This window comes from Micromonospora sp. NPDC050187 (genome assembly GCF_044459745.1).
In the GTDB taxonomy this organism is placed as follows: Bacteria; Actinomycetota; Actinomycetes; order Mycobacteriales; family Micromonosporaceae; genus Micromonospora.
The window spans coordinates 42,557-57,058 of the sequence record NZ_JBITJH010000015.1 but is presented as its reverse complement, the minus strand read 5'-3'; the positions used below and the strand labels follow the sequence as shown (position 1 = coordinate 57,058).

Genomic DNA, 14,502 nt, shown 5'->3' with positions numbered 1-14,502 from the left:
CACGGACACGGCTCAGGGGGCCGGCGGCGGGGCACAGCCGGACGGTGTCAGCGGTGGCGCGGGGATGCCCACCGGTTGCAGCAGCCACCAGTGCCCGCCGAGCCCGGCCGGGTCGGTCAACTCGGCGACCGCCGACGCGGCGGCCAGCGCGCGGACGTAGCCGGCCGGGTCGGTGGCGGCCAGGGCCAGCGGCGGTCGGCCGCCGTCGGCCCCGAGCGCCCGCAGCGCCTCCCGCTGACCCCGCAGCGTGTACGGCGCACCGGCCACCGCCGAGCCGGCGACGCCGACCGCGTCCACGGCGACGTGCGCGGTGAGGTCGCAGGAACCGTCCGGCACCGGCGGCACCTGTCGCCCGGCCCGGTACCCGGTGAGCGTCCCGTCGAGCGGCCGGCCGGAGCGCAGGTGACCGTAGTCGACGGCCAGGGCGAGTCCCCGGCCGACCGCGCGTACGGCCGCCGCCCAGGCCAGGTCGCGGGTCCGCCCGATCTCGGCCCGCCCGCCGGGGACCGCCGCCGGCCACCAGGTCGCCAGCCACTCGGCGTCGGCGGGGTCGACCGGCCCGCCGACCGACTCGACGCCGGCCGGGTCGACCAGCACGGTGCGCCAGCCGTCGTCGGTCGCCACCGCGACGTCCAGCGGCACGTTGTCCAGCCACTCGGTGGCCAGCAGCAGGCCGGTGATCCCGTCCGGCACCCGGTCCCGCCAGCCGACGGCGGGCGACAACCCGGCGGGCCGGGGTGCCACCTCGACGGCGGTGAGCCGGAGCCGGTCGACCAGCGGCGGCGGCCCGGTGCCGTCCGCCGGTCGTTCCCCACCGGCCTCGTGTGTCCGGTGACCGGCCCGGTCGGTGCGGCGGCCGGTCTCGTCCGCCGTACGGGCGTTGACGAGCCGGGCGAGGGTGGTGAGCAGTTCACCCCGGCCCGCGCCGACGTCGACCACGTCCAGCCGGTCGGGGTGGCCGAGTGCCGCGTCGACCCTCTCGACCAGCCGCAGCAGCGCCGCACCGAACACCGGGGAGGCGTGCACGCTGGTCCGGAAGTGCGCCGCCGGGCCGGTGCCGGCCACGAAGAAGCCACCGGGGCCATAGAGCGCCGTGGTCATCGCCGCCCGCCAACCGGCGCCCGTCAGGTCCGTTCCGGGTCGAGGTGGGGTCACCGTGCCGACCCTACGGTCAGCGGGCCGTCCGCTCCGCCCGGGACGGGCCGACCCGTGCCGGTGAACGTTTTCACACCTGTCTGTGCCGTCCGCTGACCACGGCGCATACTTGCGCTGACCGGTACCCCACCTTCGAGGACTGGATCATCGCCATGAGCGCATCCCTGCGCCCGCGTCCCGGCGCGCCCACCGGCGCCGCCGCCGTACCGCCGGGCTCCGTCCCTCTCTTTCCCCGCCACCTCACCGTCGGCGTGATCGGTGCCGGCCGGGTCGGTGCCGTGCTGGGCGCGGCGTTCACCGCCGCCGGTCACCGGGTGGTCGCCGCCGCCGGTGTCTCCACCGCGTCCACCGCCCGGATCGCCCGACTGCTGCCCGAGGTCCCGCGCCGCCCGGTGCTGGCGACCGCCCGGGCCGCCACCGACCTGCTGCTCGTCGCGGTTCCGGACGACGCGCTCACCGCCGTGGTGACCGGGCTCGCCGAGAGCGGCGTCCTCCGCCCCGGCCAGGTGGTCGCGCACACCTCCGGCGCGCACGGGCTGGGCGCGCTCGCCCCGGCCGCCGAGGTGGGGGCCCAACCGTTGGCGCTGCACCCCGCGATGACCTTCACCGGTACGCCCGACGACCTCGACCGCCTGCCCGGCGTCTCGTACGGGGTGACCGCCCCGCCGGAGCTGCGGGCGCTGGCCGCCCGGCTGGTCGCCGACCTCGGCGGCGTGCCCGAGTGGATCGCCGAGCCCGACCGGCCGCTGTACCACGCGGCCCTGGCGCACGGCGCGAACCACCTGGTCACCCTGGTCAACGAGGCGGCCGACCGGCTGCGCGACGCCGGGGTGGACGAACCGGCGCGGGTGCTGGGCCCGCTGCTGCGGGCGGCCCTGGAGAACGCCCTGCGGCTCGGGGACGACGCCTTGACCGGCCCGGTGTCGCGCGGCGACGCGGGCACCGTCGCGCGGCATCTCGAGCGGTTGGCGGCGACCGCGCCGGACTCGGTCGGGGCGTACCTGGCCCTGGCCCGGCGGACCGCCGACCGGGCGATCGCCGCCGGGCGGCTGCGTCCGGTCGACGCGGAGTCGCTGCTCGGGGTGCTGGCTGGCGTGCGCAGGGAGGCGGTGGCGTGACCGCGGTGGTGCACACCCGCGCGGAACTGGCGACGGCGCGGGCCGCCCTGACCGGCACGGTCGGAGTGGTGATGACCATGGGTGCCCTGCACAGCGGGCACGAGTCGCTGCTGCGGGCGGCCCGGGAGCAGGCCGACCACGTGCTGGTGACGATCTTCGTCAACCCGTTGCAGTTCGGCCCGAACGAGGACTTCGACCGGTACCCGCGCACCCTCGACGAGGATCTCGAGGTGTGCCGGCGGGCCGGGGCGGACCTCGTCTTCGCCCCCTCGGCGGCGGAGATGTACCCGGACGGGGCGCCCCTGGTGCGGCTCGACCCGGGCCGGCTCGGCGGCGAACTGGAGGGGGAGAGCCGCCCCGGCTTCTTCCACGGGGTGCTCACCGTGGTCCTGAAGCTCCTCCAACTCACCCGGGCTGACCTCGCCTTCTTCGGTGAGAAGGACTACCAGCAGCTCACCCTGGTCCGGCGGATGGTCCGCGACCTCGACGTACCGGTTCGGGTGGTCGGCGTACCGACGGTCCGCGAGCCGGACGGGGTGGCCCTGTCCAGCCGGAACCGCTACCTGTCCCCGGCCGAGCGGGTCACCGCGCGGAGCCTGTCGGCGGCGCTGCACGCGGGCTCGCTGGCCGCCTCCGACGGCGCGACCGCCCCCGACGTGCTGGTCGCCGCCAACGCCGTCTTCGACGACCGGTCGGACGTGGAACTGGACTACCTGGTGCTCACCGACCCGGACCTCGAACCCGGCCCGGTCACCGGCCCGGCCCGACTGCTGGTCGCGGCCCGGGTCGGCACGACGCGGCTCATCGACAACATGGCGATCCGGCTCGACCCCCGATGACCATCCCACCCGGGCCTGGCCGGCCCGGTCCGGCACCCGATGCGCGAAAGGCGACCCCGATGTACCGCACGATGCTGAAGTCGAAGATCCACCGGGCCACGGTGACCCAGGCCGATCTGCACTACGTCGGCTCGGTGACGGTGGACCAGGATCTCCTTGACGCCGCCGACCTGCTCCCCGGCGAGCAGGTGGCGATCGTGGACATCACCAACGGCGCGCGGCTGGAGACCTACGTCATCCCCGGCGAGCGGGGCAGCGGCGTGATCGGCATCAACGGTGCCGCAGCGCATCTGGTGCACCCCGGTGACCTGGTCATCCTCATCTCGTACGGGCAGATGGACGACGCCGAGGCGCGGACGTACCAGCCCCGGGTGGTGCACGTCGACGCCGACAACCGCGTCATCGAGCTGGGTGCCGATCCGGCCGGGGTGGCCCCTGGAATGGTCGGCGACCCGGTACGCGGGGACCTGCTGGCCGCCCGCTGACCACCCGGCCGCTGTCGGCCCGTCGGCGCGGGTCGTCCGGTTCCGGCCCACGAATCCGGTCTGTTACCGGAGGGTCATTTCTGGTTACCCTTACCGCGCGCCGTCGGGGGCGACGGCCGCTGGCTGGGGGAGGCCGCGATGCGCCGTGCGAGGAGCACCCTGGCTGCGGCGTTGCTGACGGCCACCCTGCTGGCCGGCTGTGCCGACGCCGGTGGGCTGGACGGTGACCTGGTCGACGACTGGGCCGCCCTGGCCGCCCCCGGGCCGTTCGTGCCACCGGCCGGGGCCTGCCAGGTGGCCGACTTCGCCGACGTGGTCACGCCCGCCACCTTCGAACCGGTGGACTGCGGCGTCCCGCACCGGGTCGAGACCGCGCACGTGGGCACCTTCCCCGCTACGGTCACCGCCCCTCCGGCCGTCGACTCGCCGTCGATGCGGGCCGCCTTCGCCGACTGCGACACCCGCACCTCGACGTACGTGGGTGACGAGTGGCGGGCCGGTCGGTTGCGGCTCGGCGTGGCGCTGCCGTCCAAGGTCGGCTGGGCGGCCGGTGCCCGCTGGTACCGGTGCGACCTGACCGAGGTCGACACCGTCGAACGGGCCGCCCGGACGGTGCTGCGCACCGGCAGCCTGCGTGACGCCCTGAAGGGGGCCTCCCCACTGCGACTCGGCTGCCAGAACGCGCGTACCGGCCCGGAGCTGGGCGTACAGACGGTCACCCCGGCCGACTGCGTGAAGGCGCACAACGCGGAGTTCGTCGGGGTGTGGAAGGCCCCGGAGAGCCCGTACCCGGTGAAGCCCGGCGACTGGGCCCCGCTCTACAGCGGCTGCCGGTCGGTCCTCGCCCGCTACGCCGGCCTGCCGGTCGACGGCTACCTGCAGTTCCGCACCGACCTGGTGGTACGCCCGCCCGGCGCGGCCCGCTGGAAGGCCGGCGACCGGGGGGTCCGCTGCTACCTCTGGCTCAGCGACCGCACGGTGACCCGCTCGCTCAAGGGCGCCGGCCCGACCGTCCTGCCCGTCCGCACCCGCTGACCGCCTCCTCGCCGGGGAGTTGCAGCTGCCCGCCCAGGTTTGGTTGCAGGGGTCCCCTCCTCACGCTTTCTGAGTAGGAAGGCCCCCTGCAACCACCGGCCTCCGCTGCCGCCCCCGGCGAGCGCGGCAGCCTGGCTGGAGGGTCGGCCGCGCCACTCGGTGCGGCCCCGCCGCTGCGCTACCGGGGCAGACGCGGTTGACTGTGCCCATGGAGCTGTCGACCGTCGCGCTGCCCGGCGTTCCCGAGCTGCTGGCCGCGCCCGCGCCCGGCTGGGTGGAGACCACCGACGTGATCGTGGTCGGATCCGGGGTCGCCGGCCTGACCGCCGCGCTGCACCTGCGGGAGGCGGGGCTGCACGTCACCGTGGTCACCAAGGTGAACATCGACGAGGGCTCGACCCGCTGGGCGCAGGGGGGCATCGCCGCCGTGCTCGACCCGGCGGACACGCCGGACGCGCACGCGTACGACACCGAGGTCGCCGGGGTGGGGCTCTGTGACCCGGCGGCGGTGCGGGTGCTGGTGGAGGAGGGGCCGACCCGGCTGCGGGAGCTGATGCGGATCGGGGCCGAGTTCGACCGGCACCCGGACGGGTCGCTGATGCTGACCCGGGAGGGCGGACACCGGGCGGACCGGATCGTGCACGCCGGAGGCGACGCCACCGGGGCGGAGGTGCAGCGGGCGCTGCACGCGGCGGTGCGCCGCGACCCGTGGATCCGCCTGGTGGAGCACGCCCTGGTGTTGGATCTGCTCCGGGCTCCCGGGGACGGCCCCGACGGGCTCGGCCGGGCCTGCGGGATCACCCTGCACGTGCTCGGCGAGGGGAGCGAGGACGGCGTCGGCGCGATCCTGGCCCGCGCGGTCGTCCTGGCCACCGGCGGCATGGGCCAGATCTTCGCGGCGACCACGAACCCGGCCGTGTCGACCGGGGACGGTGTCGCGCTGGCCCTGCGGGCCGGGGCGGCCGTCACGGACGTCGAGTTCGTGCAGTTCCACCCGACCGCGCTGATCGTCCCGGAGCGGGCCCGGGTGCCCGGGGCTGGACACGCCCAGCAGCCGCTGGTCTCCGAGGCGCTGCGGGGCGAGGGCGCGTACCTGGTCGACGCGGACGGCAAGCGGTTCATGGTGGGGCAGCACGAGCTGGCCGAGCTGGCCCCCCGTGACGTGGTGGCCAAGGGCATCCACCGGGTGCTGCTGGCCACCGGGGCGGACCACGTCTACCTCGACGCCCGGCACCTGGGCGGCGCGCACCTGGCCCGCCGGTTCCCGACCATCGTGGCCTCCTGTCTGGCCATCGGGGTGGACCCGGCGACCGACCTGATCCCGGTCGCGCCGGCCGCCCACTATGCGTCCGGCGGCGTCCGCACGGACCTGCGCGGCCAGACCTCCATCTCCGGCCTGTACGCCTGTGGCGAGGTGGCCTGCACCGGTGTGCACGGGGCCAACCGGTTGGCCAGCAACTCGCTGCTGGAGGGGCTCGTCTTCTCCCGACGGATCGCCGAGGACATCGCCCGGGGGCTGCCTGAGCAGGCCCAGCCCGCGCCGACCGGCGCGTGGCGGGGCGGGAGCGGTTGGGTGGTGCCGGCGGAGGTGACTCCGGTGCTGCAGCGGGCGATGACCCGGGGGGCCGGGGTGCTCCGCTCGGCGGAGACCCTGGCCGCGACGGCGGGAACGCTGACCGAACTCGGCGCGGGCCGGGGCGAACCCCGCACGGCGAGCTGGGAGGCGACGAACCTGATCACGGTGGCGTCGACGCTGGTCGCCGCCGCGTACGCCCGTCGGGAGACCCGGGGTTGCCACTGGCGGGAGGACTTCCCGACGGCCGACGAGACGTGGCGCGGCCACCTGGTCGGGTCGATCGGAACGGGCGGCCGGCTGACCCACCGGTGGGCGGCGTCCGCGTGAGCCTGAGGTGGCGCGCGGTCGCGAACGGAGGAGGCCGCTTGTGGAGTGAGCCGATCCTGCGAACCCGGCAGTCGCGAATCGAGGAGGTTCGGTGAAAGAGTGGACGGAGCAAGCGCTGCGGGAGGCCGGGCTCGACCCGGCGGAGGTGCGGCGGATCGTCGAGACCGCCCTGCGTGAGGACCTCGGCCCGGAGTTCCGGGACGTCACCAGTCTCGCCACCATCCCGGCCGAGCAGACCGACACGGCCGACCTGGTGGCTCGGGCGGACGGGGTGGTCGCCGGGCTGGCCGTCGCGGCGGCCGTGTTCGAGCTGGTCGGTCCGGTGACCGGCGACCGCCGTACGGTCGAGGTGTCCCTGGTGGCCGCCGACGGCGCGCGGGTGGCGCGCGGCGACGTGCTGGCCACGGCCACCGGCCCGACCCGGTCGCTGCTCACCGCCGAGCGGACGGCGCTCAACCTGCTGTGCCGGATGTCCGGGGTGGCCACCCACACCCGGGCCTGGGCGGACGTGCTGGCCGGCACGAAGGCCATGGTGCTGGACACCCGGAAGACCACCCCGGGGCTGCGGTCCCTGGAGAAGTACGCGGTGCGGGCCGGCGGCGGCACCAACAAGCGGATGGGCCTGCACGACGTCGCCATGATCAAGGACAACCACAAGTTCGCGGCCGGCGGGATCGCCGCCGCCTACCGGCGGGTGCGGGAGACTTTCCCCGACGTGGCGGTGCAGGTGGAGGTGGACACGCTGGCCGAGGCGGTGGAGGCGGTCGAGGCCGGCGCGGACTTCCTGCTGCTGGACAACATGTCCCCGGCGACGCTGGCCGAGGTGGTGGCCGCGGTGGGGGACCGGGCCGAGCTGGAGGCGACCGGTGGGCTGACGCTGGACGTCGCCGCCGAGTACGCCAGCACCGGCGTCGACTATCTCTCGGTGGGCGCGTTGACCCACTCCTCGCCGATCCTGGACATCGCGTTGGACCTGCGCGCGGAGTGACCGCCCCGGACGTTGTCTAGGCTGCGTGCGTGCTGCTCTGCATCGACATCGGAAACACCAACACCGTGCTGGCGACCTTCGACGGTGACCGGCTGGTGCACTCCTGGCGGATCAAGACCGACGCCCGTTCGACCGCGGACGAGCTGGGGCTGATGTTCCGTGGCCTGCTCGCCGGGGACGCGGTGGAGATCACCGGGGTCGCCGCCTGCTCCACCGTGCCCGCCGCGCTCCGCTCGCTCCGGACCATGCTGGCGCGCTACTACGACGACCTGCCCAGTGTCGTCGTCGAGCCGGGGGTGCGCACCGGGGTGCAGCTCGCCATCGACAACCCCAAGGAGGTCGGCTCCGACCGGGTGGTCAACACGCTCGCCGCGTACACCCTCTACGGCGGGCCGTCGATCGTGGTGGACTTCGGCACCACCACCAACTTCGACGTGATCAGCGGTCGGGGCGAGTTCCTGGGCGGCGCGTTCGCCCCGGGCATCGAGATCTCCTTCGACGCGCTCGCCGCCCGGGCGGCCCAACTCCGCAAGGTCGAGGCGACGAAGCCCCGGTCGGTGATCGGCAAGAACACCGTGGAGTGCCTCCAGTCCGGTCTCTACTTCGGCTTCGCCGGCCAGGTGGACCGGATCGTCGAGCGGATGACCGAGGAGCTGGGCGAGGTCAAGGCGGTGATCGCGACCGGTGGGCTGGCCTCGCTGGTGATCAACGAGTGCCGCACGATCACCCATCACGAACCGATGATCACCCTGATCGGTCTCCGTATGGTCTACGAACGCAACGTCTGAGGCCGCCCGGGTCCGCAGGGCCGGCTCTCGCGGGGCCGGTCGGGTTCAGCGCCGGCGGGCACGGAGCACCAACGTCCGGTACGGCAGGGCGAGGGTCCCCCGACCGGCCAGGTCGGGATGGGAGCGGAGCAGTTCGCGCAGTTCCCGGTCGACCCTTCGCCGGTGCTCCGGCTCCGCCGTCAGGTAGTGCGAGCGGGTGCGGACCATGCCGAGCAGTTCGTCCGGAGTGAGCACGGTGGTGTGCGGGAACTCGGCCCACTCCGGGGCGGCGAACTCAGGGCCGAGGTCGGTCAGGCTCGCGAGCAGGTGGTCGACGGTGTCGCCGATCTCGGCGATCCGGTTCAGCTCGGTCACCCACGGCGTGCGGTCGTCGCGCAGGTTCCAGACCAGGGCGAGGACACCGCCGGGCCGCAGCACCCGGGCGATCTCCGGGTGCGCGCGCTCGCGGTCGAACCAGTGGTACGCCTGGCCGGCGAGCACCGCGTCGGCGTGGTCGTCCGACAGCGGCACCGATTCGGCGGTGCCGGCCAGGGCGGCGACGCCGGGCGTGGTGTCCGCGAACCGGGCCCGCATCCCGGGGTCGGGTTCGACGGCGGTCACCGGGTGCCCGAGCGCGAGCAGGCCCCGGGTCAGGATGCCGGTGCCCGCGCCCAGGTCGACGATCCGGGCGGACGGGGCGAGCCCGTCGAGTGCCCAGCGCAGTGCCGTGTCCGGATAGCGGGGCCGGAACCGGTCGTACTCGGCGGCGGCCGTGCCGAACGACAGCGCGTGGGTGGGATCGACCATGCCGGCAGGTTATCGAGTGCCGGCCGTCGGAGGGGCTTGAGTAGGCTCGTGCCTTGGACCCACCCGATTTCTCCCGCTGAGGACGCATGCCGTGACCGAGCAGAACCCCGTGCCGATCGATCCCGCCGACGACCTTCCCGAGCAGATGAAGGTCCGCCGGGAGAAGCGTGACCGGATGCTCGCCGACGGCGTCGAGCCCTACCCGATCGGCTACCCCCGGACCAGCACCCTGGCTGCGGTCCGCGAGAAGTACGCCGACCTGCCCACCGACACTGCCACCGGCGACCGGGTCGCGGTCACCGGCCGGGTGATCTTCGTACGGAACACCGGCAAGCTCTGCTTCGCCACGCTGCGGGACGGGGACGGCACCGAGTTGCAGGCGATGCTCTCCCTGGACCGGGTGGGCCCCGAGCGGCTGGAGGACTGGAAGCGCCAGGTCGACCTGGGTGACCTCGTCGGGGTCACCGGCGAGGTGATCACCAGCCGGCGGGGTGAGCTGTCCGTGCTGGTCGAGCAGTGGGCGGTGACCGCCAAGGCCCTGCGTCCGTTGCCGGTGGCGCACAAGCCGCTCAGCGAGGAGGCCCGGGTCCGGCAGCGCTACGTCGACCTGATCGTCCGTCCGCAGGCCCGGCAGATGGTGCGGACGCGGGCGGCGACGGTGCGCAGCGTGCGCGACTCGTTGCACGGCAAGGGATTCATCGAGGTCGAGACCCCGATGCTCCAGCTCCTGCACGGTGGGGCCGCCGCGCGCCCATTCGTGACGCACAGCAATGCGTTGGGTACGGATCTCTATCTGCGAATCGCCCCGGAACTGTTTCTCAAGCGGGCGGTGGTCGGCGGCGTCGACCGGGTCTTCGAGATCAACCGTAACTTCCGTAATGAGGGCATCGACTCTTCGCACTCGCCCGAGTTCGCGATGCTCGAGGCGTACGAGGCGTACGGCGACTACGACACGATGGCCGCGCTCACCCGGAATCTGGTGCAGCAGGCGGCCGTCGCGGTGGCCGGGTCGACCACGGTGACCCACGCCGACGGCCGGGAGTTCGACCTCGGTGGCGAGTGGCGCTCGGTGACGCTCTTCGGTGTCCTTTCCGAGGCGCTCGGTGAGGAGGTCACCGTCCGCACCGAGCACGCCCGGCTGGTGCAGTACGCGGAGAAGGTCGGTCTTTCCGTCGACCCGAAGTGGGGTCCGGGCAAGCTCGCCGAGGAACTCTTCGAGGAACTGGTGGTGCCGGGCCTCCAGGAACCCACCTTCGTGCGGGACTACCCGGAGGAGACCAGCCCGCTCACCCGGGGGCACCGGCACGAGCCCGGCCTGGCCGAGAAGTGGGACCTCTACGTGCTCGGCTTCGAGCTGGCCACCGCGTACTCCGAGCTGGTCGACCCGGTGGTCCAGCGGGAGCGGCTGGTCGCCCAGGCAGCGCTGGCGGCCCGTGGCGACGACGAGGCCATGCGCCTCGACGAGGACTTCCTGCGGGCCATGGAGTACGGAATGCCGCCCGCCGGGGGTATGGGAATGGGAATCGACCGGCTCTTGATGGCCCTGACCGGCCTGGGAATTCGGGAAACCATCCTGTTCCCCTTGGTGCGCCCAGAGTAGCGAGGCTACCCGTGGGTGAATCCGCCGTCCTATTGACGGGGTCAGCATCGTGCCCGCTATTGTGCTCTTGTTAGCAGGAGAACCTGCTCGAAAGGAATGGCACGTGGCCAAGCAGATCATTCACAAGCTGGTCGATGACCTGGACGGCGGAGACGCCGACGAGACCGTCAAGTTCGCGCTCGACGGCGTTCAGTACGAGATCGACCTCTCCAACAAGAACGCCGACAAATTGCGGGAGCTATTCGCCCCCTACGTCGCGGCCGGCTCGAAGGTCGGTCGAGGAGGCGTGGTGGTCGGCGGCCGGGCCGCGCGCGGCCGGGGCGGCGCCACCGCGGACCGGGCGCAGAACAAGGCGATCCGGGACTGGGCGAAGCGGGAGGGGCGGGAGATCTCCGACCGGGGCCGCATCCCGCAGGAGATCGTCGACGAGTTCCACGCGAAGGCCGGCCACTGACGCCGACCCTCGACCGAGCGACACCGACGCCGGCCCGGAGCACCCGCTCCGGGCCGGCGTCGGTTCGTCATCGGGCCGGCGGTTTCCGGGCGACCGGCGTGACCGTGGCGGCTGGTGGGCCCACCGGGGTGGCCCGTGCGGTTGGCGGACCGCCGGCACGGCTCGTGGCTGTTCGTGGGACCGCCGATGCGGCCCGCGGCGGCTCACGGCTCCGCCGACGCGGCTCGTGGCGGTTGACGGGACCGCCGGGTGGCGGCCCGTGGCGGTACACGGGGCCGTCGTGGTGGCGACCCGCAACGGCGGGAAGGAATCCGGCGGAACGGACGTTGTCCACAACCGGTGGAAGAGTTGTCCACAGCCTGTGGAGAGCCGTCCGGAGTCCCGGAGGCCCGTCCAGCCCCGTCCACCGACCCATCGAATTTCGCTCTGCGCGTACAGGACAGGTGCCCGGAACACCTCCTGAGCGCGGACGGTTGGGTAAAACGACGCGAACCCGGCGCCCAGCGGGGACACACGACCTCAGCGAAGTCGGTTCGCGGCGATAGAGTAAGGAGGCACGGACGCCCACCCCGGTCGTCCGCGCACCGGCCCCGCCAAGAGTCTTGACCATCAAGATCGAGTGCGCACGGCACGTGAGGAGCACGAGGGCATGTTCGAGCGGTTCACCGACCGAGCGCGACGGGTTGTCGTCCTGGCCCAAGAAGAGGCCCGGATGCTCAACCACAACTACATCGGTACGGAGCACATCCTGCTGGGCCTGATCCACGAGGGTGAAGGCGTCGCGGCCAAGGCCCTGGAGAGCCTCGGCATCTCCCTGGAGGGCGTCCGTCAGCAGGTCGAGGAGATCATCGGCCAGGGCCAGCAGGCGCCGAGCGGGCACATCCCGTTCACGCCCCGGGCCAAGAAGGTGTTGGAGCTGTCGCTGCGCGAGGCGCTTCAGCTCGGCCACAACTACATCGGCACCGAGCACATCCTGCTCGGCCTGATCCGCGAGGGCGAGGGCGTCGCCGCCCAGGTGCTGGTCAAGCTCGGCGCCGACCTCAACCGGGTCCGCCAGCAGGTGATCCAGCTCCTCTCCGGCTACCAGGGCAAGGAGCCCGCCGCCGCAGGCACCGCCACCGGCGAGGCCGCGCCGTCGACCAGCCTCGTGCTGGACCAGTTCGGCCGCAACCTGACCCAGGCGGCCCGCGAGGGCAAGCTCGACCCGGTGATCGGGCGCGAGAAGGAAATCGAGCGGGTCATGCAGGTGCTGTCCCGCCGTACCAAGAACAACCCGGTCCTGATCGGTGAGCCCGGCGTCGGCAAGACCGCCGTGGTGGAGGGGCTGTCCCAGAAGATCATCAAGGGCGAGGTGCCCGAGACGCTGAAGGACAAGCAGCTCTACACCCTCGACCTCGGTGCCCTGGTCGCCGGCTCCCGCTACCGCGGTGACTTCGAGGAGCGCCTCAAGAAGGTGCTCAAGGAGATCCGCACCCGCGGCGACATCATCCTCTTCATCGACGAGATTCACACCCTGGTGGGTGCGGGTGCCGCCGAGGGGGCGATCGACGCCGCCAGCATCCTCAAGCCGATGCTGGCCCGGGGCGAGCTCCAGACCATCGGTGCCACCACCCTCGATGAGTACCGCAAGCACCTGGAGAAGGACGCCGCCCTGGAGCGTCGGTTCCAGCCGATCCAGGTGGGGGAGCCCTCGCTGGCCCACACCATCGAGATCCTCAAGGGCCTGCGCGACCGTTACGAGGCGCACCACCGGGTGAGCATCACCGACGCCGCCCTGGTGGCCGCTGCCACCCTGGCCGACCGGTACATCTCCGACCGCTTCCTGCCGGACAAGGCGATCGACCTGATCGACGAGGCCGGGGCCCGGATGCGGATCCGCCGGATGACCGCGCCGCCGGACCTGCGCGACTTCGACGAGCGGATCGCCCAGGTCCGCCGGGACAAGGAGTCCGCGATCGACGCGCAGGACTTCGAGCGGGCCGCCCAGCTCCGCGACAAGGAGAAGCAGCTCCTCGGCCAGAAGGCCCAGCGGGAGAAGGAGTGGAAGGCGGGCGACCTGGACGTCGTCAGCGAGGTCGACGACGAGCAGATCGCCGAGGTCCTCGGCAACTGGACCGGCATCCCGGTCTACAAGCTGACCGAGGAGGAGACCTCCCGCCTGCTGCGCATGGAGGACGAGCTGCACAAGCGCGTCATCGGCCAGGAGGACGCGGTCAAGGCGGTCTCGAAGGCGATCCGGCGTACCCGGGCCGGCCTGAAGGACCCGAAGCGCCCGTCCGGCTCGTTCATCTTCGCCGGCCCGTCCGGTGTCGGTAAGACCGAGCTGTCCAAGGCGCTCGCCGAGTTCCTCTTCGGCAGCGAGGACGCGCTGATCCAGCTCGACATGTCCGAGTTCCACGACCGGTACACCGTCTCCCGGCTGGTCGGTGCGCCTCCCGGCTACGTCGGCTACGACGAGGGCGGCCAGCTGACCGAGAAGGTGCGGCGTCGGCCGTTCTCGGTGGTCCTCTTCGACGAGATCGAGAAGGCCCACCCGGACGTGTTCAACACGCTGCTCCAGATCCTGGAGGACGGTCGACTCACCGACGGTCAGGGTCGGATCGTGGACTTCAAGAACACGGTCATCATCCTGACCACCAACCTCGGCACCCGGGACGTGGCCAAGGCGGTCTCGCTGGGCTTCCAGGCGTCGGAGGACTCCGAGTCCAACTACGACCGGATGAAGCAGAAGGTCAACGACGAGCTGAAGCAGCACTTCCGGCCCGAGTTCCTCAACCGGATCGACGACACCATCGTCTTCCACCAGCTGCGCCAGCTGGAGATCCTCTCGATCGTGGACATCATGATCGCCCGGATCGAGACCCAGCTGCGCAACAAGGACATGGGCCTGGAGCTGACCGACAGCGCCAAGAAGTACCTGGCAGTCAAGGGCTTCGACCCGGTTCTCGGTGCCCGTCCGCTGCGTCGCACGATCCAGCGCGACATCGAGGACAACCTCTCCGAGCGGATCCTCTTCAACGAGCTGACCCCCGGTCAGATCGTGGTGGTGGACTGCGAGGGCGACCCGGAGAACATCGACAAGTCCAAGCTCGTCTTCCGGGGCGCGGACCGGCCGGTCGACGTGCCGGACGCCGTACCGGCGGACCTCGGCGGCACTGCCGCCACGGGCGCGGACGAGGCGGCGTAACGGTCGGACCTCCCGACAGGTCTCACCACCTGCGGAACCGACGACAACCGGAGCGAGGGCCCGGCGGCGAAAGCCGCCGGGCCCTCGCCCTGTTTCCTGCCCAGTCGCAGCGGGCGCAACGTGCCGTCCTGCACGGGGTTGTTGGGTGGTAGCAGGGGACCCCT

General features: G+C 72.7%; 12 protein-coding genes. 10 read left to right on the top strand and 2 right to left on the bottom strand.

Annotation, left to right across the window (positions count from 1 at the left end; genetic code table 11):
* Positions 1-12 precede the first annotated feature (12 nt).
* Positions 13-1,101 (bottom strand): SAM-dependent methyltransferase, encoded by a 1,089-nt coding sequence (locus ACIBJE_RS22010; RefSeq protein ID WP_396751289.1) that lies wholly within the window; start codon positions 1,099-1,101, stop codon positions 13-15.
* Positions 1,102-1,307: 206 nt separating this feature from the next.
* On the opposite strand from ACIBJE_RS22010, the gene ACIBJE_RS22005 reads away from it, so the two are divergent.
* The 7 genes from ACIBJE_RS22005 to ACIBJE_RS21975 all read left to right on the top strand — a co-directional run bounded on the left by ACIBJE_RS22005 (position 1,308) and on the right by ACIBJE_RS21975 (position 8,311).
* Positions 1,308-2,273 carry a Rossmann-like and DUF2520 domain-containing protein gene (locus ACIBJE_RS22005; RefSeq protein ID WP_396751108.1) on the top strand — a complete coding sequence of 322 codons (966 nt, stop codon included), beginning with the start codon at positions 1,308-1,310 and terminating at the stop codon, positions 2,271-2,273.
* Positions 2,270-3,112 (top strand): pantoate--beta-alanine ligase, encoded by an 843-nt coding sequence (gene panC / locus ACIBJE_RS22000; RefSeq protein WP_396751106.1) that lies wholly within the window; start codon positions 2,270-2,272, stop codon positions 3,110-3,112. Before ACIBJE_RS22005 ends, panC begins: the two co-directional genes overlap by 4 nt.
* 59 nt (positions 3,113-3,171) lie before the next feature.
* A complete protein-coding gene (gene panD / locus ACIBJE_RS21995; protein ID WP_396751104.1) occupies positions 3,172-3,597 on the top strand; it encodes an aspartate 1-decarboxylase in 426 nt (141 codons plus the stop codon).
* Positions 3,598-3,735: 138 nt separating this feature from the next.
* The gene (locus ACIBJE_RS21990; protein ID WP_396751102.1) at positions 3,736-4,632 is read left to right on the top strand and encodes a septum formation family protein; all 897 of its coding nucleotides are present in this window, start codon (positions 3,736-3,738) and stop codon (positions 4,630-4,632) included.
* Between the two features lie 208 nt (positions 4,633-4,840).
* Complete coding sequence (locus tag ACIBJE_RS21985; protein WP_396751100.1) at positions 4,841-6,535, top strand: L-aspartate oxidase; 1,695 nt, start codon at positions 4,841-4,843, stop codon at positions 6,533-6,535.
* Positions 6,536-6,626: 91 nt separating this feature from the next.
* The gene (gene nadC / locus ACIBJE_RS21980; RefSeq protein ID WP_396751099.1) at positions 6,627-7,523 is read left to right on the top strand and encodes a carboxylating nicotinate-nucleotide diphosphorylase; all 897 of its coding nucleotides are present in this window, start codon (positions 6,627-6,629) and stop codon (positions 7,521-7,523) included.
* Positions 7,524-7,552: 29 nt separating this feature from the next.
* A complete protein-coding gene (locus tag ACIBJE_RS21975) occupies positions 7,553-8,311 on the top strand; it encodes a type III pantothenate kinase (protein WP_396751097.1) in 759 nt (252 codons plus the stop codon).
* Between the two features lie 45 nt (positions 8,312-8,356).
* Here ACIBJE_RS21975 and ACIBJE_RS21970 read toward each other — a convergent pair whose 3' ends face one another.
* A complete protein-coding gene (locus tag ACIBJE_RS21970) occupies positions 8,357-9,097 on the bottom strand; it encodes a class I SAM-dependent methyltransferase (RefSeq protein ID WP_396751095.1) in 741 nt (246 codons plus the stop codon).
* 91 nt (positions 9,098-9,188) lie between these two features.
* On the opposite strand from ACIBJE_RS21970, the gene lysS reads away from it, so the two are divergent.
* The 3 genes from lysS (at position 9,189) to ACIBJE_RS21955 (ending at position 14,338) form a co-directional block, all read left to right on the top strand.
* Positions 9,189-10,697: a lysine--tRNA ligase gene (gene lysS / locus ACIBJE_RS21965; protein ID WP_396751093.1), complete on the top strand. Its 1,509-nt coding sequence runs from the start codon at positions 9,189-9,191 to the stop codon at positions 10,695-10,697.
* A 103-nt stretch (positions 10,698-10,800) separates the two neighbouring features.
* Positions 10,801-11,151 (top strand): Lsr2 family protein, encoded by a 351-nt coding sequence (locus ACIBJE_RS21960; RefSeq protein WP_088981769.1) that lies wholly within the window; start codon positions 10,801-10,803, stop codon positions 11,149-11,151.
* 649 nt (positions 11,152-11,800) lie between these two features.
* Positions 11,801-14,338: an ATP-dependent Clp protease ATP-binding subunit gene (locus tag ACIBJE_RS21955; RefSeq protein WP_396751287.1), complete on the top strand. Its 2,538-nt coding sequence runs from the start codon at positions 11,801-11,803 to the stop codon at positions 14,336-14,338.
* The last annotated feature ends 164 nt before the right edge of the window (positions 14,339-14,502 follow it).